Below are 21,035 nucleotides of genomic sequence, written 5' to 3' on the forward strand. Positions count from 1 at the left end.
TTGTATGACCTGCTTAGTCAGTGCGTCGCACCGTCTTCTACGGGATGTGTACCAGGTCCCTAAAGTAAACATTGCCCGTTTGCTCCTCGATCATCCAAATGTTGAGGTAGATGTCGTTGAGGTCGTTGTTCACATTAAAGTCCGGGTCGTCGAAGGTGCCTACAAAGGTGAGCATGGCGCGCGTTTCCTCGCCTGCTGCGACCTGCTGGCGCATGCGCACATCGCGGACCACGCCGTTGACGTAGGCATAGGAGTCCACATCGCCAAACATCATGTCGACACCGGTGTTGTTGGTTACCGTAAAGACGAGCGCGGCGTCGCCGTAGCCGTCGGTGTCCTTGCCCACGCAGGTAACATGGACGTTCTCGTCTGCCTCAAGGTCGATAGGGAACTGTTCTTGAGGGTCGGGACCTAAGCCCTGGGGATCGTCGATGTCTTCGTCTATTTTGTCGAAGCTTACCGGGGGTTCGGTTTTCTCGATGGCTTTGGTGCTGCCACGATCCGGTTCGCATGTTCCGGTTTTGCCATCGATGTTGTTGCAGCCCGTCAGAGCGAACGAGCAGGCAGCGACGACGAGCGCGGTCGCGCAGAGGGTGCCTAGGCGTTCCATGGATCCTCCTTGCCGTAGAGATGCTGGAAGGTTGTGCGGTCAATGCGTGCGGCAGGCTTTCTCGCTACAGAATGCCTCTCGGCTCTAGTCTGGCCGATGTGCGCCCAGGGATGGAATGCCCATAGGGCCCGATTCGGTCGGCACGCTGGGACGCATGGCCCGTTTTGGGGCTGTTGAGGTTGCTCCGCATGGGGCTCTTCGGTCAATTGTCCTCTTCTTGTGGAGAACCTGTGCGCACGCTGACCTGCAGATTCGTACTGTGCTTGCGCGTTTCCGCAGCTATTGGTATAGTTTGCTTGCAAATGAAGTTGTAATTGAAAGAAGTGGGGTTTCGGCCCCGCTTCTTTTTTGTATGGATGGAGGTGCCGCAATGGTCAAGACCAAGACCGAGCAGGCGATCATCGACGCGCTCGAGGCCGTCGCTCCCCAGCACGATGTCGACATCGTCGACGTCGAGCTCGTGGGCGCCACCAAGGCCCCCTGCGTGCGCGTGCGTATCGAGGGTGCCGAGGGCCAGAGCCTGTCGCTCAACGACGTCACGGCCAACACCAAGTGGGTCGGCGATGTGATTGAGGAGCTCGACCCTATCTCTTCGAGCTATACGCTTGAGGTGTCGAGCCCGGGCATGGCGCGCCCGCTGCGCCGCCCGTGCGACTTTGTCCGCTTTGTTGGCGAGAACTGTGAGCTCACCTCCACCGCTACCGAGGGCCGTCGCAAGTACGCCGGCAAGATTGCCGCCGCCACCGAGACGAACGTGACCCTCGAGCTCGAGGACGGCGAGTCCGTTACCCTCGATTTCTCTGATGTTAAAAAGTGCAAGTTGAAGCCCACCTATGACTTCAAGCCCGCGAAGGAAGGAAAGTAAGATGGCAGCATCCGACATGATGTCCGCCCTGATGGAGCTTTGCCAGGAGAAGCACATCGACCAGCTCTACCTGATCGACCGCCTGGAGCAGTCGCTTGCCAAGAGCTATGCCGAGATCCTGCATCTTGAGTGGGGCGCCAAGGTGACCATCGACCGCACCACCGGCAAGATCTACGTCTACCGCCTGGAGCCGATCGACGATTCCATGGACGAGGAGGGCAACTTCACCGAGTTCGAGGAGATCGACGTCACCCCCAAGAACACGAGCCGCATCGCCGCCCAGCACGCTAAGGCCGAGATCAACGCCATCGTGCGCAACTCCGCCCGCGAGCAGATCTACGAGGAGTTCTCCGGCCGCATCGGTGACCTCATCAGCGGTACCGTGCTGCAGTCCACGCCCGACTTCACGATCGTCAAGATCCGCGAGGGCGTCGAGGCCGAGCTGCCGCACTTCGATCAGCGTCGCTACGAGAACGAGCGCAACGAGCGTCCGATGGGCGAGCGCTACCTGCACAACCAGCATATCAAGGCCGTGATCATCGACGTTCGCGACCCCAACTCCAACCTGCAGCCGGTTCGTGGCGAGCACAGCCGTCCGCCGATTGTCATCTCCCGTACCCACCCCGAGCTCATGCGTCGTCTGTTTGAGCAGGAGGTGCCCGAGATCTATGAGGGCACCGTCCAGATCAAGTCGATCGCCCGCGAGCCCGGCCAGCGCTCCAAGGTCGCCGTCCACTCGCTCGACGACCGTCTGGATCCCGTGGGCGCCTGTGTCGGCCCCAAGGGCAGCCGTGTTCGCGCTGTCGTGGGCGAGCTCCGTGGCGAGCGCGTCGACGTCATCCTTTGGGATGCCGATCCTGCCGTCTACGTCGCCAACGCCCTGTCGCCCGCCAAGGTCACCCGCGTCCTCATCGACGAGGAGAAGGCCTACGCCGGCGTCATCGTGCCCGACGACCAGCTGTCCCTCGCCATCGGCAAGGAGGGCCAGAACGCCCGCCTCGCCGCGCGCCTGACCGGCTGGCACATCGACATCAAGTCCGAGACGCTTGCCGCCGACATCCTCAAGAACGTTCCCGTTCACGAGGAGCCCGCCGCCGACCTGATCGGTGACGAGGAGGACGAGGACGTCCGCCGCTGCGAGTACGTGTCCGAGGACGGCATCCAGTGCCGCAACCAGGCTCGTCCCGGCTCCCGTTTCTGCGGTGTCCACGACACCGACGCCTTCGATGATGCGGAGGACCTGATCTAGCGCGCGGTTGCGCCGGGCGGGTCCCGGCGCGTCTCCCACGCTCGTTCAGTCTCTAGGCACTCAAGGTGCCAGAAAGGGTAGGTGAAGTCATATGGCAAAAGTCCGTGTGTCCACCCTGGCCAAAGAGTTCGGCATGACCTCCAAGGAATTGATGGGTCATCTCGCCGATATGAAGATTCCCGCTAAGTCCGCTTCCTCCACCTTGGAGGACGCTTATGTCGCCATGGTCCGCAAGCAGCTCGCCTCGGTGATCGAGGCCCGCGCTCAGGAAGTCGAGGCCGCCAAGCAGGCCGAGGAGCAGGCAGCTGCTGCCGAGGAGGCCGCACGCGCCGCCGAGGCCGAGCGCGAGCGCATCGCCGCCGAGAAGGCACGCGAGGAGGAGCGCCGCCAGTTTGCCGCAGCCCAGGCTGCCGAGGAGGCTGCCCGCGCCGAGGCCGAGGCCAAGAAGAAGGCCGAGCAGGAGCGCCTTGCTCGCGAGAAGGAGGAGGCTGCCCGCGAGGCCCAGCGCCGCGCCGTTCCCGCTTCCGACTCCGGTTCGCGCTTCCGTTCGCTGCTCGACCAGATCGCCGCACAGGAGACCGTGCTCAAGGAGAAGAAGGACGCCGAGGACAAGGCCAAGGCCGAGCGCGCCGCAGAGCGCGGTAACCGTCGTGGCGGCAACAACGACCGCCGCGGTGGCCGTCGTAACGATCGCAACGCCTCAGACAACAACTCCGAGCGCAACGCCTCCGAGAGCCGTCCGCACAGCCATCGCACCAACGCCAGCAACAACGTCGCTGCCGGCATGGACTTCCCCAACCCCGATAAGCAGGGCAAGGGCAAGAAGCGCAAGGGCGGTCACAACAACGAAGAGGACCACTACAGCCGCATGGCTCGCGAGGCCGAGGAGTACAGCCGCGAGAAGGTGCTCGAGGAGGCTCGAGCTGCCGTCGAGGAGGCCTCTCGTGAGTCCACCGGTCGCCGCAAGAAGCGCAAGGAGAAGCGCGAGCGCGAGGCTGCCAAGGCTCAGGAGGAGCGCAAGATAGAGGAGGCGCTGGCCCAGGGCGTGAACCCCGAGGACCTCGACGCCATCAAGGTCTCCCAGGGCGTTACCGTCCAGGAGCTTGCCGAGGCGCTCGACGTTCCGGCCAACGACATCATTAAGCGCCTGTTCCTGCTGGGTACGCCGCTCACGATGACGCAGTCCATGTCCGACGACCTCGTCGAGCTCGTTGCCGACGACCTGGGCCGTCAGATCAAGATCATCACCCCCGAGGAGGAGAACACCTTCTCGTTCTACGACGATCCCGCCGACCTTAAGCCGCGTGCCCCGGTCGTCACCGTCATGGGCCACGTCGACCACGGCAAGACGAGCCTCCTCGACGCCATCCGTCACACCGGCGTTGCTGCCGGCGAGGCGGGCGGCATTACGCAGGCCATCGGCGCTTCGCAGGTCATGATCAACGACCGCAAGATCACCTTCATCGATACCCCGGGTCACGCTACCTTTACGGCCATGCGTGCCCGTGGCGCCAAGGTGACCGACATCGTCATCCTGATCGTCGCCGCCGACGACGGCGTCATGCCCCAGACGGTCGAGTCGATCAACCACGCCAAGGCCGCCGGCGTACCCATCGTCGTTGCCGTCAACAAGATCGATAAGCCGGGCGCCAACCCCGACCGCGTGCGCCAGGAGCTCACCGAGTACGGCGTCATCCCCGAGGAGTGGGGCGGACAGAACATGTTCGTCAACATCTCGGCCAAGCAGAAGATCGGTATCGATGACCTTCTGGAGACCGTGCTGCTCCAGGCCGACGTGCTCGAGCTTAAGGCCAACCCGGACACCTTTGCCTCCGGCAATGTCCTCGAGGCCAAGCTCGACAAGGGCCGCGGCTCGGTCGCTACCGTGCTCGTGACCCGCGGTACCTTGCACGTGGGCGATATGCTGGTCGCCGGCCTTACCTACGGCCGCGTCCGTGCTATGCTCGACCCCAAGGGTCGCGCCGTCACCGAGGCCGGTCCCTCCGACGCCGTCGAGATTTTGGGCCTGCAGTCTGTGCCCAACGCCGGCGACGAGTTCCGCGTGTTCGAGGACGAGCGCGAGGCTCGCGCCCTTGCCGACGAGCGTTCGCTCAAGGCCCGTATCGAGGAGCAGAGCCGCGTCAAGCACGTCACGCTCGAGAACCTCTTCGAGACCATTGCCGACGCCGAGGTCAAGGAGCTCAACCTGATCATCAAGGCCGACGTCCAGGGTTCCATCGAGGCCCTTCAGGACTCGCTCGACAAGATGGATCAGTCCGAGGTTCGCATCAACACGATCCACTCCGCCGTTGGCGCCATCAACGAGACCGACGTCGTCCTGGCCGACGCCTCTAACGCCATCATCATCGGCTTTGGCGTCCGTCCCGACGGTAAGGCCCGCTCCGCCGCCGAGCGCGAGGGCGTCGAGATCCGTTGCTACGACGTCATCTACAAGTGCCTCGAGGAGCTCGACGCCGCCCGTATCGGCATGCTCAAGCCCACCGAGGTCGAGGTCTCCACGGGTACCGCGACCGTCCTGGACACCTTCAAGGTGCCCAAAGTCGGTATCGCCGCCGGTGTCCGCGTGGAGGAGGGCGAGATCGCCGCGACCGATTCCGTGCGCCTGGTGCGTGACGGCATTGTGGTCTTCAACGGCAAGATTGCCTCGATGCGCCACTACAAGGACGAGGCCAAGAGCCTCAAGAGCGGTTCCGAGGGCGGCATTGGCCTGGAGAACTTCCAGGACATCAAGCCCGGCGACCAGATCGAGGGTTACCGCATCGACCAGGTTGCCCGTACCGAGTAGGGGGTAGCGCTATGAAGCAAACGCAGGCAACCCGCCGTTTGGGCGAGCAGCTCCGCGAGAAGCTCGGTTATATCCTGCTCTTTGAGGTTTCCGATCCGCGACTCGACCTGGTCACCCTGACCGCGGTCGAGGTCGCGGTGGACCGTTCGTTCGCGCGCGTGTACGTGTCGTGCGATGCGAGCCGCTACGATGAGGTCATGGAGGCGCTCGCCAGCGCCAAGGGCCGCATCCGCAGTCTGTTGGCTCGCTCGCTTGATTGGCGCGTCACGCCCGAGCTCGATTTTCGTATCGATCGCTCGACCGACGAGGCCGAGCGCATCACGCGTGCGCTGGAAAACGTTCCGGCCACGCTTGCGATCGAAAAGGATGAGGACGGCTACCCGATAGCGGATGTCGCCCAGGAGGCAGCTTTAGATGACTAATTCCGCCGACCTCGCCTCGTGCGAGTCTGCAGATATTAAACGACGCATCCTCGAGCTCATCGAGGATGCGTCCTCCATTGCGATCTCGGGTCACACCTCTCCCGACGGCGATGCCCTGGGCTCCGTGTTGGGCCTGGGCCTTTCGCTTATGAAGGTGTTCCCCGACAAGGACATCGCCCTGCTGCTGGCAGACGACGATCCCGTTCCGCGCATCTACCGTTTTATGGAGGGTGCCGATCTGCTGGTGCCGGCCTCTGCCTACACCGGCAACCCGGACCTGTTCATCTCGGTGGACGTGCCGGTCGTCGAGCGCCTCAATAATTCTGCCGAGGTGCTGCGTCGTTCGGCCCACGTGGCGTGTTTTGACCATCACCCGGCGCGTGAGGAGTTTGCCGAGGTCAGCCTTAGGTGTGTCAATGCCGCTGCTTGCGCCATGATCATCGACCGCTTTTTGGCCGATTGTGGCATTACCGCAAGCGACAGCATCGCGACTTGCCTGCTGTGTGGCCTGGTCACCGACACCGGTCGTTTTCAGTATCAGAACGCCGATGCTGCCGCGTTTCATGCTGCCTCTCGCCTGGTGGCGCACGGTGCCGATCCGGCACGCGTCGCGCTCGAGGTCTATCAGAGCATGCGTGTCGAGTTCTTGCACCTCAAGTCCATCGTCATGGGTCGCATCAAGACGGTCGCGCACGGGCGCGTGGCGTATAGCTATGCGTACGAAAGTGACCTTAAGGAATGCGGCGTCACCTCTGATGAGTGCGACGGCCTGGTCGATGTGGTGCGCTCAGTGATGGGCGTCGAGGTCTGCCTGTTCCTTAAGGGCATCGAGGGCGATACCAAGGTGCGCGGTAACCTGCGCTCCAAGGGCGAACTTGATGTTTCCGAGATTGCGGCCAATTTTGGCGGAGGTGGGCACCACGCTGCCGCCGGCTTTACCAACGCCGGAACGATTTCCGAGACGCTCACCGCGGCACTTCCCATGCTGGCCGAGCTGGTAGGGGAGGATCCCGCTTCGGTGACCGTCGAGCTCTAACTTTTTGGATGGTACATGGCTCGTCGTACACCTTCTCAACTTAATATGCTGCTCGCCGTCGATAAGCCGGTGGGCTGCACGTCCCACGACGTGGTTTCGCAATGCCGACGCGCCCTCCATGAGCGGCGCGTCGGTCATGCCGGAACGCTCGACCCCATGGCATCGGGTGTCATGGTGGTGGGCGTGGGGCAGGCCACGCGTCTGCTGGGCATGCTCACGCTCGATACCAAAAGCTACGTCGCCGACATCTCGTTTGGCGTCGAGACCAATACCGATGATGCGGAGGGCGAGGCCGTCCGCACGGTGCCCGTTGCCGACGACTTGCGCGATCCGGCCTATGCCCGCGAGCGTCTGTGTGCCATGTTGGGTCCGCAGATGCAGGTGCCGCCGGCGTTTTCGGCCATTTCGGTCAACGGCGTGCGCGCCTATAAGGCTGCGCGCGAGGGCAATGCCGTGTCGCTGCCCCCGCGTCCGGTCGAGGTATACTCCGCCGATCTGATTGCCGTGAGCGGTGATGCCGACGCTTGCGTTTGGACCGTGGCGTTTTCGGTGAGCAAGGGCACCTATATCCGTGCGCTCGCTCGCGACCTGGGTCGTGCCTGCGACAACGCGGCGCACATTTCCGCGCTGCGCCGTACGGCCTCCGGCGTTGTTTCCATTGGCGCCTGTCATACGGTCGAGGAGCTTTCTGCCGAGTCCGCTGACGGTTTTGCCCTGGATCCCATTGCGGCACTGGGTGCCACGCGCGTCGACTTGCCGGGCGACCTTGCCGACGATCTGCTGTGCGGACGTCGTATTCCTATTGAGCGTGCGCTTGCGGGCTTCGATGCATCGAAGGCGCCGTTTGCGCTGGTGCTCGATGGCGGGCTCAAGGCGCTCGCCCGTATCGAGGGTGGTCGCTTTGTAATGGAGCACGTCTTTCCGCAGGCGATTGGCGGTGTTCGATGATGCTGACCTCCCACGAGCTCGCGCGTATTTTTTTCGCGGGCGAGTCGGATGAGGCCCGCATCGTCGCCGATGCATTTGATGATTGCGCGTGCCTGGGCGCCGCGTCGATCGCCATCGGCGTGTTCGATGGCGTGCATAGGGGGCATCGCGAACTGATCGACGCGGTCGTTCGCGATGCGCGTAACCATGGCTGCAAGGCTGTCGTGGTCACCTTCGATCCCGACCCGGACGTGGTGCTGAGCCCCTCGCCTGCTCAAAAACTGATGACGACGGCCGACCGTCTGCATGCCCTGGCTCTCACCGGGGTCGATGCGGTCGTGGCTGTTCCCTTTACGCCTTCGGTGGCGGCACTCGACCACGCGGGCTTTCTTAAACTGCTGTCGCATGTGGTCGATATCCGCTCGATTCGCGTGGGCAGCGACTTTAGGCTGGGCCGCGGCGGTGCCTCGGGCGTTGCCGAGATGAAAGAATGGGGAGCCGAGCGCGACGTTGACGTCTATGGCCACGAGTTGCTGTGCGTCGATGGACAGACGGTCTGCGCCACCCGTATTCGCCAGGAGCTTCGCCAGGGACATGTTGAGCTTGCCGCCGAGCTGCTCGGCCGCCCGTACATGCTGCGAGGTGTTGTTGCCGGAGGTCGTCACCAGGGCTCCGACATGGGTTTTCCCACGGCAAATATTCAGGTGCCCGAGGGCATCCAGGTTCCTGCCGATGGCGTCTACGAGGGCCTGGTGCTGGTCGACGATACCGTGTGGCCTGCTGCCGTCAATGTGGGCCTGCCGCCGACGTATGCCGACGATGCCGCCTCGGCTCATCTCGAGGCCAACTTGATCGGGTATACAGGCGACCTGTACGGCGCCTCGGTGTCGCTGGCTTTTACGCGCTGGCTGCGCCCGTCGCGCGTGTTCGATTCGCTGGACGAGCTTATCGCGACCGTCGAGGGTAATATTGACGATATCCGTCATCATTTGGGTGATCAGGGGGTGAGCATCTGTGATTAGCGATGAGGAAAAAGACCAGGTACGCGCTGCGTCCGATCTGGTTGCCATCGTGCAGGAAACGGTTGAGCTCAAGCCCCGCGGCCATGAGTTTTGGGGTTGCTGCCCCTTCCATGGCGAAAAGACCCCTTCGTTTCACATTATCCCTGCCACGCAGGTGTGGCACTGCTTTGGCTGTGGCGAGGGCGGCGACGTCTTCACCTACATCATGAAGCGCGAGAACCTGAGCTTTCCCGAGTCGATTCGCTACCTGGCCGACCGTGCCGGCATTGAGCTGCACGATACCGGCGCTTATCGCGAGCGCGGCACCAAGCGCGCCCGCATCTACGACCTATGTGCGGAAACCGCCCAGTTCTATCACACCATGCTTATGCGCGGTAAGGACAGCCGTCCGCGCGAGTACTTCGCCAGTCGCGGTATGGGCGGCGATGTCTGCCGCCGCTACTGCCTGGGCTTTGCACCGGGTCGCAATGCGCTGGTGTCGCATCTGTCGCAGGCGGGCTTTACCCCGCAGGAGATGATCGACGCCAATGTGGCCGTGAGCCGTGGTCGCGGGCAGCTTGCCGACCGTTTTTACGACCGCGTGATGTTTCCCATTTTTGACGAGCAGGGTCATAACATCGCCTTTGGCGGGCGCATTATGGGCGACGGCCAGCCTAAGTACCTCAACACCGCCGAGACGAGCGTGTTCCATAAAAAGCGAAACCTCTATGGCTTTAACTGGGCCAAGGAGTTTATCGTCGCGCAGGATACCGCCATCGTGGTGGAGGGATATACCGACTGTATCGCCTGCTGGGAGGCGGGGATTAAAAACGTCGTCGCCACGCTGGGCACGGCGCTGACGGAACATCACGTCAAGACGCTCACCCGCTTTGCCAAGCGCATTGTATATATGTTCGATGGCGACGCCGCCGGTCAAAAGGCCGCACGCCGCGCGATTCAGTTTATCGAGCAGGATTCGATGGACCTGCGCTGCGTGGTGCTTCCCGACGGCAACGACCCCATGGAGTTCATCACCGCGCATGGTGGCGAGGCTCTGCAGGCGCGCATCGATGCCGCCGAACCCCTCATGGACTTTGTGTACCGCTCACTGCAGGAGTCGAGCGACATTACCACGCCGGGCGGTCGTGCCAAGGCGCTCGAGGATGCACTGACGCTCATCTATCCGCTGCGCGATAGCTACATGATCGATACGTACTTTATCCAGATTGCCGACCTGCTGGGTTTGGATCTGGAGACGGTGCGCTCGAGCTCGGGCCGTGTGTTTCGCGATGTTGCCAAGCGCGAGGACGCCGAGCGTCGTCGCGAGCAGAACTACGAGCGCCAGCGGGCGCAGGCCGAGCGTGCAGGCAGCGCGGGCGGTCGGGCGTCTGGTTCGCAGGGGGCGCCTCGCGGCGCTTGGGCGTCGGGGGCGACGCCGCCGGTGTCCGCACCGGTCGAGGAAGAACCGTACGACTATGTGCCGCTCGAGGCCTACGGGGCCGCGCCGGTCGAGGCTGTCGACGATATGCCGCCGATTGATGTGCCGGTTGGTATGGATGGCGCGGCACCGGTCGCCGATATAATGGGCGCACCCGCGTCGCCGACGATGCCGATCGTGCTGACCGACCTAGAGCGAAAGTCTTTGGCGGGGGAGCGCGAGCTGCTGACGATGCTCACGAGCTACCCCGACCTGTTCCGCACGTATGCCGATCGCATCTGCTCGATCGAGTGGGTGGATCCGCGTCACGAGTCCATCGCGTGGGCCGTGCTCGCGACGCCGCCGGGCACCGACCCCACGGCGTGCATGGATGCGGCGCGCGCCGTGTGTCCCGAGGCAGCGTCGCTTGTTAGTGCCGGGCGCATTTCGTCGACGAGTAAGCACCCCACCGAGACGAACATCGTGTTTATGCTCGACACCCTCGAGCTCTACACCATCAAGCGCCGCATGCGCGCCGCACAGGCCAAGCTTCGCCAGGACCGGTCGCTCGACGATGAGGCACGCCGTGTGCTGACGATGCAGGCGATGCAAGATTCTCAGCGCCAGCGTGAGCTCCAAAAGTCGATCGGCGGCGTGGCGGATCCGTTCCGTTTGATCGGTTTGGAGACTGCGGGCGCCGAGCAGGCCTAGATGTTGTGGTCAACCAGCGTATTTGCGCCTATATCCAGTCTGAATTTTGGGTATAGACGTGTAGGTGTGTGCTAAAGTAATGAGTCCTGTGGACTATGAAGGGAGAATCTGTGCCAAATAAGAGTGAGAGCACGGGTACTGGGCTGGAATCCTACGTTGCAAAGCTCATGGGCAGCGGCTCAAACAGGACTTCGGTAACCGAGGACGAGATTCAGGTCGCCCTGAAGGATATCGATGTATCTGACGAGCAACTCAACGCGGTGTATTCCGCGCTGCGCAACAGCGGCATCCAGATTATCTCCGCGAGCGGAAACGACGACGCTCCCATGGGCGTCGAAGATGACGATAACGATAGCGATACCGATGATTTCGATGACGACGAGCACGATTCCGGTTCACTCGACGATCACGAGCTTAAGATGGCCCGTCAGGCCGACGCCGAGATGGGTTCTTCCAAGAGCAAGAAGAAGCGCACCGTGCGTACGTCCCGTTCGCGCTCGCGCGTGCGCGGCATCGATGCCTCCACGGTGATGCTGACCGGCGACCCGGTTCGTATGTACCTTAAGGAGATCGGTAAGGTCGACCTGCTGACCGCCTCCGAAGAGGTCGATCTGGCCATGAAGATCGAGGCCGGTCTCGATGCCACCGAGAAGCTCGAGGCCGCCGAGGCGGGCGAGATCGAGCTTACCCGCGCCGAGATGCGTCGCCTGACCCGTATCGAGAACGTGGGTCTCGAGGCCAAGCAGGCGCTCATCAGCGCCAACCTGCGTCTGGTCGTCTCCATCGCCAAGCGCTACGTCGGTCGCGGCATGCTGTTCTTGGACCTGATCCAGGAGGGCAACCTCGGTCTGATCCGCGCCGTCGAGAAGTTCGACTACCAGAAGGGCTTTAAGTTCTCCACGTACGCCACGTGGTGGATCCGTCAGGCCATCACGCGCGCTATCGCCGACCAGGCCCGTACCATCCGTATTCCCGTGCACATGGTCGAGACCATCAACAAACTCGTTCGCGTGCAGCGCCAGCTTCTCCAGGACCTGGGTCGCGATCCGACCCCCGAGGAGATCGGTGCCGAGATGGACATGAGTGCCGACCGCGTCCGCGAGATCCAGAAGATTTCGCAGGAGCCCGTGTCGCTCGAGACCCCTATCGGCGAGGAAGAGGATTCCCAGCTGGGCGACTTCATCGAGGACTCCCAGGCTATCGTTCCGCCCGATGCCGCCAGCTTCTCCATGCTGCAGGAGCAGCTCACCCAGGTGCTCGACTCGCTTGCCGATCGTGAGCGCAAGGTTATCGAGCTGCGCTTTGGCCTTGTTGACGGACATCCCCGTACGCTCGAGGAAGTCGGCCGCGAGTTTGGCGTCACGCGTGAGCGCATCCGCCAGATCGAGTCCAAGACTCTGGCCAAGCTTCGCCACCCGAGCCGTAGCAGTAAGCTGAAGGACTATATCGAGAGCTAGTCAAGCAAGAGGCGCCCTCAAGCACATCCGCTTGGGGGCGCTTTCATGTAGACATTGGGGACGTTCTTGAATGACTGGTCGTTTAAGAACGTCCCCAATGACTGGGTCGGAAAAATTCTCAAAAAAGCTCTTGCCCTAAGCTGATTCGTCCGTATAATAAACTTCGTTGCTTGAGAGCACGCACCTATTCCTCGGTAGCTCAATGGTAGAGCACGCGGCTGTTAACCGCGCTGTTGTAGGTTCGAGTCCTACCCGGGGAGCCAGAATTTTCCAGCCCTTTCCGTTGGGCTTTTTAATTCCTCGGTAGCTCAATGGTAGAGCACGCGGCTGTTAACCGCGCTGTTGTAGGTTCGAGTCCTACCCGGGGAGCCAGGTTGTAAAACCCGTCGCTTATGTGGCGGGTTTTTTCATGCCGCGATCGCCTGGCGCGAACGTTACCGTATCAACATTTCGTGTCGAGGATGTAATCCCGTGACCCGCCACCTCAACATGGCGCGGTCGTTGTAGAATATTGCAATGATTGCTCCCACGACATGGTGCCGCGAGCACCAGATAAGGAGATTCTTGTGTCTGAGACCATTAACGGCAGCCTGAGCGTCTCGAACGACGTTATTGCCGATATTGCCGGTTATGCCGCGATGACGTGCTATGGCGTCGTCGGCATGGCTGAGCAGCTCCAGGGCGCCGAGAGCGTGCGCCTGCTTGCCGGTCAGCGCCTCCGCAAGGGCGTGCTTGTCTCCGCCGACGAGAACGGCCTTACGGTCGATCTTCACGTCGTGCTCGAGAACGGCGTCAACATGAAGTCCGTCTGCCACAATCTTTCGAGCTCCGTTGCCTTCACCCTGCAGGAGATCGCCCAGATCGATCCCGCCAGCCTTAAGATCGGCATCCACATCGACGCGCTCAAGAGCCGTCTGAACTAGCATCCGAAAACGGAGATTCAAATACCCATGATTGCAAAGACCATTCGCACCTGTTTTCCGATCGCTGCGGCTGCCGTTTCCGACAAGGCCGAGGAGATCAACAAGCTCAACGTCTTCCCCGTGCCCGACGGCGACACCGGTACCAACATGTCGCTCACGCTCGCCTCGGTGACCAAGGAGCTTTCCGCCCTTCCCGCCGATGCCGATATGGAGGCCATCGCCGGCGCCATCACCCACGGCTCCCTGATGGGCGCTCGCGGCAACTCCGGCGTCATCACCTCGCAGATTCTGCGCGGCGTGGCCGAGGGTCTCGTCTCCGCCGATGAGCCTATCACGTCCGCCAACATCGCCTTCGCCTTCCGCCGCGCCGTCAAGGTCGCCTTCCAGGCTGTCCGTAAGCCCATCGAGGGCACGATTCTCACGGTCCTGCGAGATGTTTCGACCAAGGCCGACGAGTGCGAAAAGAAGAAGTTCTCGGCCGAGGACGCGCTCGATGCCATCGTCGTCGAGGCCTACCAGTCCGTCGCCCGCACGCCCGACCTGCTGCCCGTTCTGAAGGAGAACGGCGTGGTCGACTCCGGCGCCTTTGGCTTTGCCATCTTCCTGGAGAACTTTGTTGCCGCCGCGCTTGGCCGCAGCACCGTTGTCGAGGATTTCTCCGCCACGTTTGATTCAGCCGGCTCTGCCCGCGACGCGGCCCTTGGTCGCGTTGAGATTGAGGCCAACGACGACTGGGAGGGCTCGGAGTTCCGCTACTGCAATGAGTTCCTCTTTAAGGCCGACGCCCCGTTTGACGAGGACGAGTGCCTTAAGTTCCTGGGCTCCATGGGCGACTGCGAGCTGCTCGTGGGTGCCTACCCCGACTACAAGATTCACGTGCACTCCAACACGCCTAACCTGGTGCTCGAGCACATGCTGCAGCTTGGTCAGATCTACGAGGTCTTTATCCACAACATGGAGATGGAGGCCCACGACCGTACCGCCAAGATTCATGAGGACCAGGAAAAGGCCGCTGAGCCTGCCAAGGCGTTGGGCTTTGTCGCCGTTGCCGCCGGTTCGGGCGAGGCCGACATCCTCAAGTCCCTCGGCGTTGACGTGATTGTCTCCGGTGGCCAGACCATGAACCCCTCGACTGCCGACCTGCTGGGCGCCGTCGACCAGGTCAACGCGACCTCGGTCATCATCCTGCCCAATAACGGCAACATCCGCATGGCTGCCGAGGCTGCCGCTTCTGCTTGCACCGACAAGAAGGTCTCCGTCGTTCCCACCAAGACCGTCCCGCAGGCGTTCTCTGCGCTGTTCGCAGTCCTGCCCGATTCCGAGCTCGAGGACGCCGTCGCCGCCATGGTCGACGCCATCAGCGAGGTTCGGGATGGCGAGGTCACCCGTGCCGTGCGCGATTCCAGCGCCTCTGACGGCTCTCCAATTCACTCCGGTGACGTCATGGGTATCATTGCCGGCTCCATCGACGTGGTCGGCTCCGATGTGAAACAGGTCACGCTCGACTGCATCAACCGCATGCAGGAGGAAGAGGAGGGCGACGCGCTGACGATTCTGGCCGGCGAGGAGCTGTCCGATGAGGCCTTCCAGGAGATCGTCGACGCCATCGAGGAGGCTCAGCCCGACCTGGAGATTGACGCCCATCGTGGTGAGCAGCCGCTCTATCCCGTGATCTTCTCGATCGAGTAGGCATCTACCCATGTCCGAGCCGTGCTCCGTGCCGCGCGTCTCGGAGCGCTTTGCCCAGAGCAATGCGCTCGACGAGGATATCGCGCGACTCAAATATGTTTCGGGTAAACGTGAGGAGGCCCTTCGCCGTCTGGGAATTCGGACGGTGGGGGACCTCCTCCTCCATATCCCTCACCGATATCTCGACTTTACGCGCTCCTGGTCCATCGAGATGGCGCCCATCGGTACCGTGTGCACGATTGTCGCCACGGTCGATCGTATCGTTCAAAAGCAGCCCCGCCCGCGTATGCAGGTGACCGAGGTCTCGCTGGTGGACGAGACGGGCGTGCTGCAGGTCGCCTTTTTCCGTCAGCCCTGGATTGCCCAGCAGTTTAAGCAGGGCGACCGCCTGGCCGTGATGGGTAAGGTCGAGTTTGCCTACGGCTTTAAGCAGATGGCCTCGCCGCATTTCGAAAAGCTCGAGGATGGGCGTGCCGCGGGCACCATACTGCCGGTCCATTATGTGAGCGATGGCGTGAGCCAGGCGTGGATGCGCCGCATCGTAAGCGGCGCGCTCGAGGTTGTCGGCAATCCCTTCGACCCGATTCCCGCACGCTTACGCGTCAAGCGCCACCTGATGAGCAATGCTCGTGCGCTGCGCTCAATTCACTTTCCATCGAGCATGGCCGAGCGCGATATCGCGCGCGCACGGCTTGCCTACGAGGAGTGCCTCTACCTTCAGCTGGCGCTGCGTCTGCGCAACGACGGTGGCATGGTCGAGGTCGTTCCCTACGCCCACACCGCGGGCGAGCATCTGGCCGCGCTTAAGCAGGCCCTCCCGTTTTCGCTGAGCGACGAGCAGGAGGCCGCGTTCCAAGACATCCTGCACGACATGTGCGATGGCGGGCGCGTGATGAACCGCCTGCTGCTGGGCGACGTCGGAACCGGCAAGACCGCCGTCGCCGCCTGCGCGCTGGCCGTTGCGGCCGATAGCGGCACCCAGTCCTGCGTTATGGCGCCAACGGGTGTGCTAGCGCGCCAATATGCCGATAAGACCGGCCCCTTGCTCTCGCAGGCCGGCATGTCCTGGGCGCTCCTGACGGGTGCCACGCCGGCGGCAGAGCGTGAGCAGATCCATGTGCAGCTGGAATCGGGCGAGCTCGACGTCCTCTTTGGAACCCACGCGGTCCTTTCGGATAACGTGGCGTTTAAGCATCTGTCGCTTGTCGTTATCGACGAGCAGCACCGCTTTGGTGTGGGCCAGCGCAATGCCCTGCGTGCCAAGGGCCCGGGTGCCGACCTGCTCGTTATGACGGCGACGCCGATTCCGCGCACGCTGGCGCTCTCGGTCTACGGCGACCTTGACACGAGCATCATCCGCCATCGGCCTGTTCCGGGGGCGGGCGTTACGACGCGTGTGCTCACCGAGTCGAGCCGCGACCTGGCCTACGGCGCCATTCGCGAGGCGCATGAAAAGGGCCAGCAGGCTTACGTGATCTGCCCGCTTGTGGAGCCGAGCGACTCGGCCGATGAGCTTGAGGATGTCCCCGGTATCGCCCGCGACGATGAGGGCCGCGTGACCGTCCCCGTGCCGCTGCACGATACGGCAACCGAGCTCGACCGGCTGCGCCTGGCGTTGCCGGGACTTACTATCGAGCGCCTTCATGGCCGCATGCCGGCGGGGGAGAAGGACCGCGTGATCGATGCCTTCAAGCGCGGTGAGATCGACGTGCTCGTTTCGACCACGGTGGTCGAGGTGGGCGTCGACGTGCCCAACGCCACCGTCATGGTCATCGAGAACGGTGAGCGCTTTGGCTTGGCGGCCCTGCACCAGTTGCGCGGCCGTGTGGGCCGCGGCAGCGTGTCGGGCACCTGCCTGGTCATGACGCACTCCAAGGGCAACGGCGGCGCGTCGGCGGCACAAGACCGCCTCCAGTCGCTCGAAAAGACCTCAGACGGCTTTACGCTCGCCCAGATGGACCTGCGTTTGCGCCATGAGGGCGAAATCCTGGGCTACCGTCAGCATGGCGGCGTGACCCTGCGCTTTGTGGACCTGGACGCCGACGAGGATCTTATCGAATGGGCCCATTTGGACGCGGTCGAGCTCTTGCGGTATGCTTGCAACCTTTACTCTGTGGCGACGCGTCCCTTGCGCGAGGCGGTCGCCATGCGTTATCGACATATCTTTAAGGAGGTCAGCGGAGGATGAGAATCATCGGCGGCGAATGGCGCGGTCGTAAGATCGAGGAGCCCCGTGGTCGCGATGTCACCCGCCCCACGACTGATCGCGTGCGCGAGGCGTGCGCATCTATGGTCATGTCGGCATTCGATTTCGATTTGGACGAGGTTCGTGTGCTGGACGCCTTTGGCGGCTCCGGTGCCTTAGGGTTAGAGATGCTCTCTCGTGGGGCCCGCTCGCTCACGACGTTTGAGATCGATCGCAACGCCGCGCGGCTCATTACCAAGAATATCGAGTCGCTCTGCCGTGACCGTGCGCGTTGGCGTGTGGTCACGGGCGACATGCTGGCAAGTGCCTCGCGCGGTCGTGTACCGGGCGGCCCCTTTGATTTGGTCCTGCTCGACCCGCCCTATGCTTTTGGTGCCGAGCCGGTCGAGGAAATGCTGCAGAACCTGGCTCAGCAGGGTCTGCTTGCGCCTGGCGCTTATGCCCTGTTTGAGCATGCCTCCGCCGATGCGGGCGCGCATCCGGCAGGCTTTGAGACTGTACGTGAGAAGCGCTACGGCATTACCTCGGTCGACCTGCTTCGTTGGGTCGGCGATGACGACGGTGAGGACGATAGTGCCGTCACCGATGCCGATAACAACGATGCCACGACGTTTCAGGAGGACGCCCATGAATGACACCATCAACCGCGTGATCGTCCCGGGCACCTTCGATCCCATCACGTTTGGCCATATCGATGTGATCCGCCGCGCCCGCCGCATCTTTCCCAGTGTGATCGTCGCTGTTGCAGAGTCGCAGGGTAAAAACGGTGTGGGCACCACGTTTATGCTCGATGAGCGCGTGGCGCTGGCCCGCGAGGCGCTCGGTGATATCGACGGCGTCGAAGTCCTGCCCTTTACCGGCCTCTTGGTCGACTTCGCTCGTGAGCAGGGGGCGGGGGCCGTGGTCAAGGGCCTGCGCGCCATGACCGACTTTGAGTATGAGCTGCAGCAGGCCGACCTCAATTATCGCTTGGATAGCGAGCTGGAGTCCATCTTTGTCATGAGTGCTCCGCAGTACGGTTACATCTCGAGCTCGGTCGTTCGCCAGATCGCCTCGCTCGGCAGCGATGTATCGACGTTTGTGCCGCCCAACGTGGTCGAAGCGCTCAGACATCGCTTTTCGTGACGTTTTTTATTGCCTGGTGGCATGTGGTAAACTAGCACGATGATATGTTACCTATGAAAGGAGACCGGATGCCGGGCGAGAATTTTCCTGGCGATAGGATCGTCAGCTTGGTCGATGAGCTCGAAGGGCTGATCGAGGAAGCCAAGCCGCCTTTCGGCAAGAACGCTCAGTTCAAGGTCATCGACGCCGACGTGTTCTTCAATATCCTCGACGAGATCCGCATGAGCTATCCCGAGGAGTGGCAGAAGTCCCGCCGTATCCTTAAGGAGCGCGAGGAGCTTATGGCTTCCGCCGCCGCTCAGGCCGATTCCATCATCGCCGACGCTCAGCAGCAGGCCCTCACCATTGCCGGTGAGCAGGAGATCGTCCGCCTTGCGCAGCAGCAGGCCGACGACATCCGCGATCGTGCCCAGCAGTACGAGCGCGAGACGCGTTATGCTGCCGAGGACTACGCGGAGCAGGTCTTTACGCACCTGGAGGAGAACCTCAAGAGCCTGACTGGCACCGTTACCCGTTGCCGTCAGCAGCTCAACGAGGGTGCCGCCCAACAGAATGGTCAGTGGTAATGGCTGAGTTCCCGAGCGTTACCGTCGATCTTTCCGAGCAGCTCGAGTTTCCTGGAGATTCGTATCCGCTGACCGGTAAGGTCGATGTCGCCACCTACACGGTGGGCGAGAAGGAGTACCAGCTTCAGGACGGCATCGACTACGACGTTGTCTTTACCAATGCCGGTACCGGTGTCTTGCTCACGGGCATGGTCCGCGCGCACGCCACCGGCGAGTGCGACCGTTGCCTGGAGCCCGCCTCGTTTGATATCGCCGGCGAGATCGAGGAGTTCTACCTCTTTGAGGAGCCCGAGGATCCCGAGGCCTACGAGGACGGCTACGAGCTCCTGTGTGAGGACCGCATCGTCGATCTGGGTGAGCCCATCAACGACGCGGTCGTCATGGACACGCCGTTTGTGGTGCTCTGCAAGCCCGATTGCCGCGGTCTGTGCCCCACATGCGGTTGCAATCTCAACGTCGAGCAATGCGATTGCGCCGCCCAGGCAGAGGCAGAATGGGCCGCTGCCACGGAAAATCCATTTGCAGCATTGAAGAATCTCAAGCTTGATGAGTAAAACTGTGGTAGTATCGCTACTTGCGCGTAATCGCCACACTGGATAGTTCATAAGGAAGGTCACTATGCCCGTACCTAAACAAAAGCAGGGTCGTATCCGCACTCACACCCGCCGTTCCGCCAACATGAAGATCTCGGCTGCGGCTCAGTCCACGTGCCCCCGTTGCGGCGCTGTCAAGCTTCCGCACCACGTGTGCCCCAGCTGCGGTTTCTACAAGGACCGCGAGGTTATCGTTACCGAGTAACGGTATACTCTGGATGCGATGCCGTTCCAAATGGAACCACAATGGCCGGCTCAATGAGTCGGCCATTTTTGTATAAGGAGCATGTATATGAGTAACGTTCGCGTTTGTGTAGACGTTGTGGGCGGAGACGAGAAACCTCAGGTTGTTCTCGATGGTATCGAGGCTGCACTTGCCGCCGATCCCGATATCGAGGTCTTGGCAGCTGGCCCCGCCGAAATCGTCAATCCCTTTGCCGCTTCCCATGCACGTGTTGAGGCCCTTGAAGCACCTGACGTTATCGCCATGGATGACGATCCCATTCGCGCCGTGATGACCAAGCGTAAGTCGTCGATCGTGCTTTCTTGCCGCGCCATTAAGAAGGGCAACGCGGATGCGTTCTTCTCCGCCGGCTCGACCGGTGCCATGACCGCCGCTGCCACCGCCTACGTGACGCCGTTTAGGTATCAGGCCGAAGGCAAGAAGCAGCCGGTGCGCCCCTGTCTGACCAATGCGCTGCCCAATCGCGCCGGCGGTCTGACGGTGCTGTGCGATATGGGCGCCAACCCCGATGTCGAGGTCGATGACATGGTGCGTTTTGCTCAGATGGGTAGCGCCTATGCTCGCGTCGTCCTGGGCATCGAGCATCCCCGCGTGGGCCTGCTTGCCAACGGCACCGAGGACGAGAAGGGCTCCAACTTTACCAAGGCCTGCTTCCCGGCCATGAAAGCCGCCGTTCCCGGCTTTGTTGGTAACTGCGAGGGCACTGACCTCACCTCAGGCAACTTCGATGTCGTCGTTGCCGATGGTATGTCGGGCAATATCGCTCTCAAAGCTACCGAGGGCGCTGCCAAGTTTTTGCTGCAGGAGCTCAAGGGCGCCTTTATGGCCTCGCTCGGCACCAAGATCGCCGCACTGCTCATTAAAAAGCAGATGCGCGAGATAAAGGCCAAGCTCTCTGGCGACGCCAAGGGCGGCGCGATTCTTTTGGGCCTGCGTGGCGTGGTCCTGATCGGCCATGGCGCTACCTCGGTCGAGGCTGTTAAAAACGGTACGCTCGCGGCGGCCGAAGCCGTTCGCGCCGGGCTGGTCGAGAATGTCGCCAACTCTATGGACGGTATCGTTTTATAAGAGCGAGTTAGAGCGCTGTTATGTGCTTCGCGGCGCACGTCGTGGGGTAGAATCAGAACCGTGTCTTGGTACCGCCCGGGCGGTACCATTCTTTTGGTATTCATGCACTATGAGAGGAAG

Annotated in this window: 19 protein-coding genes and 2 tRNA genes; 20 read left to right on the forward strand and 1 reads right to left on the reverse strand. The window is 62.2% G+C overall.

Annotation, left to right across the window (positions count from 1 at the left end):
• Window positions 1-37: 37 nt before the first annotated feature.
• Window positions 38-610 (reverse strand): hypothetical protein, encoded by a 573-nt coding sequence (locus DWZ01_RS00790; protein WP_117646597.1) that lies wholly within the window; start codon window positions 608-610, stop codon window positions 38-40.
• Window positions 611-980: 370 nt separating this feature from the next.
• Between DWZ01_RS00790 and rimP the strand changes: the two genes are divergently transcribed.
• The 20 genes from rimP to plsX all read left to right on the forward strand — a co-directional run bounded on the left by rimP (window position 981) and on the right by plsX (window position 20,915).
• On the forward strand, window positions 981-1,475 hold the full coding sequence (gene rimP, locus DWZ01_RS00795) for a ribosome maturation factor RimP (RefSeq protein ID WP_117646596.1): 495 nt from the start codon (window positions 981-983) through the stop codon (window positions 1,473-1,475).
• A 1-nt stretch (window position 1,476) separates the two neighbouring features.
• Entirely contained in the window at window positions 1,477-2,724 is a 1,248-nt protein-coding gene (gene nusA, locus DWZ01_RS00800; RefSeq protein WP_006234042.1) for a transcription termination factor NusA, read from the forward strand.
• Window positions 2,725-2,815: 91 nt separating this feature from the next.
• On the forward strand, window positions 2,816-5,530 hold the full coding sequence (infB, locus tag DWZ01_RS00805) for a translation initiation factor IF-2 (protein ID WP_117847640.1): 2,715 nt from the start codon (window positions 2,816-2,818) through the stop codon (window positions 5,528-5,530).
• Between the two features lie 11 nt (window positions 5,531-5,541).
• Window positions 5,542-5,952 (forward strand): 30S ribosome-binding factor RbfA, encoded by a 411-nt coding sequence (gene rbfA, locus DWZ01_RS00810; protein ID WP_117769586.1) that lies wholly within the window; start codon window positions 5,542-5,544, stop codon window positions 5,950-5,952.
• Window positions 5,945-6,988, forward strand: coding sequence for a bifunctional oligoribonuclease/PAP phosphatase NrnA (locus DWZ01_RS00815; RefSeq protein WP_117769587.1), 1,044 nt, complete (start codon window positions 5,945-5,947; stop codon window positions 6,986-6,988). The genes rbfA and DWZ01_RS00815 overlap by 8 nt, the downstream gene beginning before the upstream one ends.
• Before the next feature lie 15 nt (window positions 6,989-7,003).
• Window positions 7,004-7,936 (forward strand): tRNA pseudouridine(55) synthase TruB, encoded by a 933-nt coding sequence (gene truB / locus DWZ01_RS00820; RefSeq protein WP_117769588.1) that lies wholly within the window; start codon window positions 7,004-7,006, stop codon window positions 7,934-7,936.
• The gene (ribF, locus tag DWZ01_RS00825; protein WP_117847642.1) at window positions 7,933-8,937 is read left to right on the forward strand and encodes a riboflavin biosynthesis protein RibF; all 1,005 of its coding nucleotides are present in this window, start codon (window positions 7,933-7,935) and stop codon (window positions 8,935-8,937) included. The genes truB and ribF overlap by 4 nt, the downstream gene beginning before the upstream one ends.
• Complete coding sequence (gene dnaG / locus DWZ01_RS00830) at window positions 8,930-11,044, forward strand: DNA primase (RefSeq protein WP_117847644.1); 2,115 nt, start codon at window positions 8,930-8,932, stop codon at window positions 11,042-11,044. The genes ribF and dnaG overlap by 8 nt, the downstream gene beginning before the upstream one ends.
• 110 nt (window positions 11,045-11,154) lie before the next feature.
• Window positions 11,155-12,501 (forward strand): RNA polymerase sigma factor RpoD, encoded by a 1,347-nt coding sequence (gene rpoD / locus DWZ01_RS00835; protein ID WP_117847646.1) that lies wholly within the window; start codon window positions 11,155-11,157, stop codon window positions 12,499-12,501.
• A 188-nt stretch (window positions 12,502-12,689) separates the two neighbouring features.
• Window positions 12,690-12,764, forward strand: a tRNA-Asn gene (locus DWZ01_RS00840).
• 34 nt (window positions 12,765-12,798) lie between these two features.
• Window positions 12,799-12,873 (forward strand) — tRNA-Asn (locus DWZ01_RS00845).
• Window positions 12,874-13,034: 161 nt separating this feature from the next.
• The gene (locus DWZ01_RS00850) at window positions 13,035-13,424 is read left to right on the forward strand and encodes an Asp23/Gls24 family envelope stress response protein (RefSeq protein WP_187361832.1); all 390 of its coding nucleotides are present in this window, start codon (window positions 13,035-13,037) and stop codon (window positions 13,422-13,424) included.
• 27 nt (window positions 13,425-13,451) lie between these two features.
• Window positions 13,452-15,113, forward strand: a complete 1,662-nt coding sequence (locus DWZ01_RS00855; RefSeq protein ID WP_117847648.1) for a DAK2 domain-containing protein — start codon at window positions 13,452-13,454, stop codon at window positions 15,111-15,113.
• 10 nt (window positions 15,114-15,123) lie between these two features.
• Window positions 15,124-17,301 carry an ATP-dependent DNA helicase RecG gene (gene recG / locus DWZ01_RS00860; RefSeq protein WP_117847650.1) on the forward strand — a complete coding sequence of 726 codons (2,178 nt, stop codon included), beginning with the start codon at window positions 15,124-15,126 and terminating at the stop codon, window positions 17,299-17,301.
• Entirely contained in the window at window positions 17,298-17,954 is a 657-nt protein-coding gene (rsmD, locus tag DWZ01_RS00865) for a 16S rRNA (guanine(966)-N(2))-methyltransferase RsmD (RefSeq protein ID WP_117847652.1), read from the forward strand. The genes recG and rsmD overlap by 4 nt, the downstream gene beginning before the upstream one ends.
• Complete coding sequence (gene coaD, locus DWZ01_RS00870) at window positions 17,947-18,444, forward strand: pantetheine-phosphate adenylyltransferase (protein WP_117847654.1); 498 nt, start codon at window positions 17,947-17,949, stop codon at window positions 18,442-18,444. The genes rsmD and coaD overlap by 8 nt, the downstream gene beginning before the upstream one ends.
• Before the next feature lie 68 nt (window positions 18,445-18,512).
• Window positions 18,513-19,010 (forward strand): ATPase, encoded by a 498-nt coding sequence (locus DWZ01_RS00875; protein WP_040358176.1) that lies wholly within the window; start codon window positions 18,513-18,515, stop codon window positions 19,008-19,010.
• Window positions 19,010-19,564 (forward strand): DUF177 domain-containing protein, encoded by a 555-nt coding sequence (locus DWZ01_RS00880; RefSeq protein ID WP_117847656.1) that lies wholly within the window; start codon window positions 19,010-19,012, stop codon window positions 19,562-19,564. Before DWZ01_RS00875 ends, DWZ01_RS00880 begins: the two co-directional genes overlap by 1 nt.
• A gap of 64 nt (window positions 19,565-19,628) precedes the next feature.
• Window positions 19,629-19,808 (forward strand): 50S ribosomal protein L32, encoded by a 180-nt coding sequence (rpmF, locus tag DWZ01_RS00885; protein ID WP_022094017.1) that lies wholly within the window; start codon window positions 19,629-19,631, stop codon window positions 19,806-19,808.
• Between the two features lie 87 nt (window positions 19,809-19,895).
• On the forward strand, window positions 19,896-20,915 hold the full coding sequence (plsX, locus tag DWZ01_RS00890; RefSeq protein WP_117847658.1) for a phosphate acyltransferase PlsX: 1,020 nt from the start codon (window positions 19,896-19,898) through the stop codon (window positions 20,913-20,915).
• The last annotated feature ends 120 nt before the right edge of the window (window positions 20,916-21,035 follow it).

Source organism: Collinsella sp. AF28-5AC (genome assembly GCF_003457875.1).
In the GTDB taxonomy this organism is placed as follows: Bacteria; Actinomycetota; Coriobacteriia; order Coriobacteriales; family Coriobacteriaceae; genus Collinsella.

Bases quoted from the DNA above. Each gene is read 5' to 3' on its own strand.
- DWZ01_RS00790 (WP_117646597.1), bottom strand. From the start codon at position 610: ATGGAACGCCTAGGCACCCTCTGCGCGACCGCGCTCGTCGTCGCTGCC.
- rimP (WP_117646596.1), top strand. From the start codon at position 981: ATGGTCAAGACCAAGACCGAGCAGGCGATCATCGACGCGCTCGAGGCC.
- nusA (WP_006234042.1), top strand. From the start codon at position 1,477: ATGGCAGCATCCGACATGATGTCCGCCCTGATGGAGCTTTGCCAGGAG.
- infB (WP_117847640.1), top strand. From the start codon at position 2,816: ATGGCAAAAGTCCGTGTGTCCACCCTGGCCAAAGAGTTCGGCATGACC.
- rbfA (WP_117769586.1), top strand. From the start codon at position 5,542: ATGAAGCAAACGCAGGCAACCCGCCGTTTGGGCGAGCAGCTCCGCGAG.
- DWZ01_RS00815 (WP_117769587.1), top strand. From the start codon at position 5,945: ATGACTAATTCCGCCGACCTCGCCTCGTGCGAGTCTGCAGATATTAAA.
- truB (WP_117769588.1), top strand. From the start codon at position 7,004: ATGGCTCGTCGTACACCTTCTCAACTTAATATGCTGCTCGCCGTCGAT.
- ribF (WP_117847642.1), top strand. From the start codon at position 7,933: ATGATGCTGACCTCCCACGAGCTCGCGCGTATTTTTTTCGCGGGCGAG.
- DWZ01_RS00850 (WP_187361832.1), top strand. From the start codon at position 13,035: ATGGTGCCGCGAGCACCAGATAAGGAGATTCTTGTGTCTGAGACCATT.
- DWZ01_RS00855 (WP_117847648.1), top strand. From the start codon at position 13,452: ATGATTGCAAAGACCATTCGCACCTGTTTTCCGATCGCTGCGGCTGCC.
- recG (WP_117847650.1), top strand. From the start codon at position 15,124: ATGTCCGAGCCGTGCTCCGTGCCGCGCGTCTCGGAGCGCTTTGCCCAG.
- rsmD (WP_117847652.1), top strand. From the start codon at position 17,298: ATGAGAATCATCGGCGGCGAATGGCGCGGTCGTAAGATCGAGGAGCCC.
- coaD (WP_117847654.1), top strand. From the start codon at position 17,947: ATGAATGACACCATCAACCGCGTGATCGTCCCGGGCACCTTCGATCCC.
- DWZ01_RS00875 (WP_040358176.1), top strand. From the start codon at position 18,513: ATGCCGGGCGAGAATTTTCCTGGCGATAGGATCGTCAGCTTGGTCGAT.
- DWZ01_RS00880 (WP_117847656.1), top strand. From the start codon at position 19,010: ATGGCTGAGTTCCCGAGCGTTACCGTCGATCTTTCCGAGCAGCTCGAG.
- rpmF (WP_022094017.1), top strand. From the start codon at position 19,629: ATGCCCGTACCTAAACAAAAGCAGGGTCGTATCCGCACTCACACCCGC.
- plsX (WP_117847658.1), top strand. From the start codon at position 19,896: ATGAGTAACGTTCGCGTTTGTGTAGACGTTGTGGGCGGAGACGAGAAA.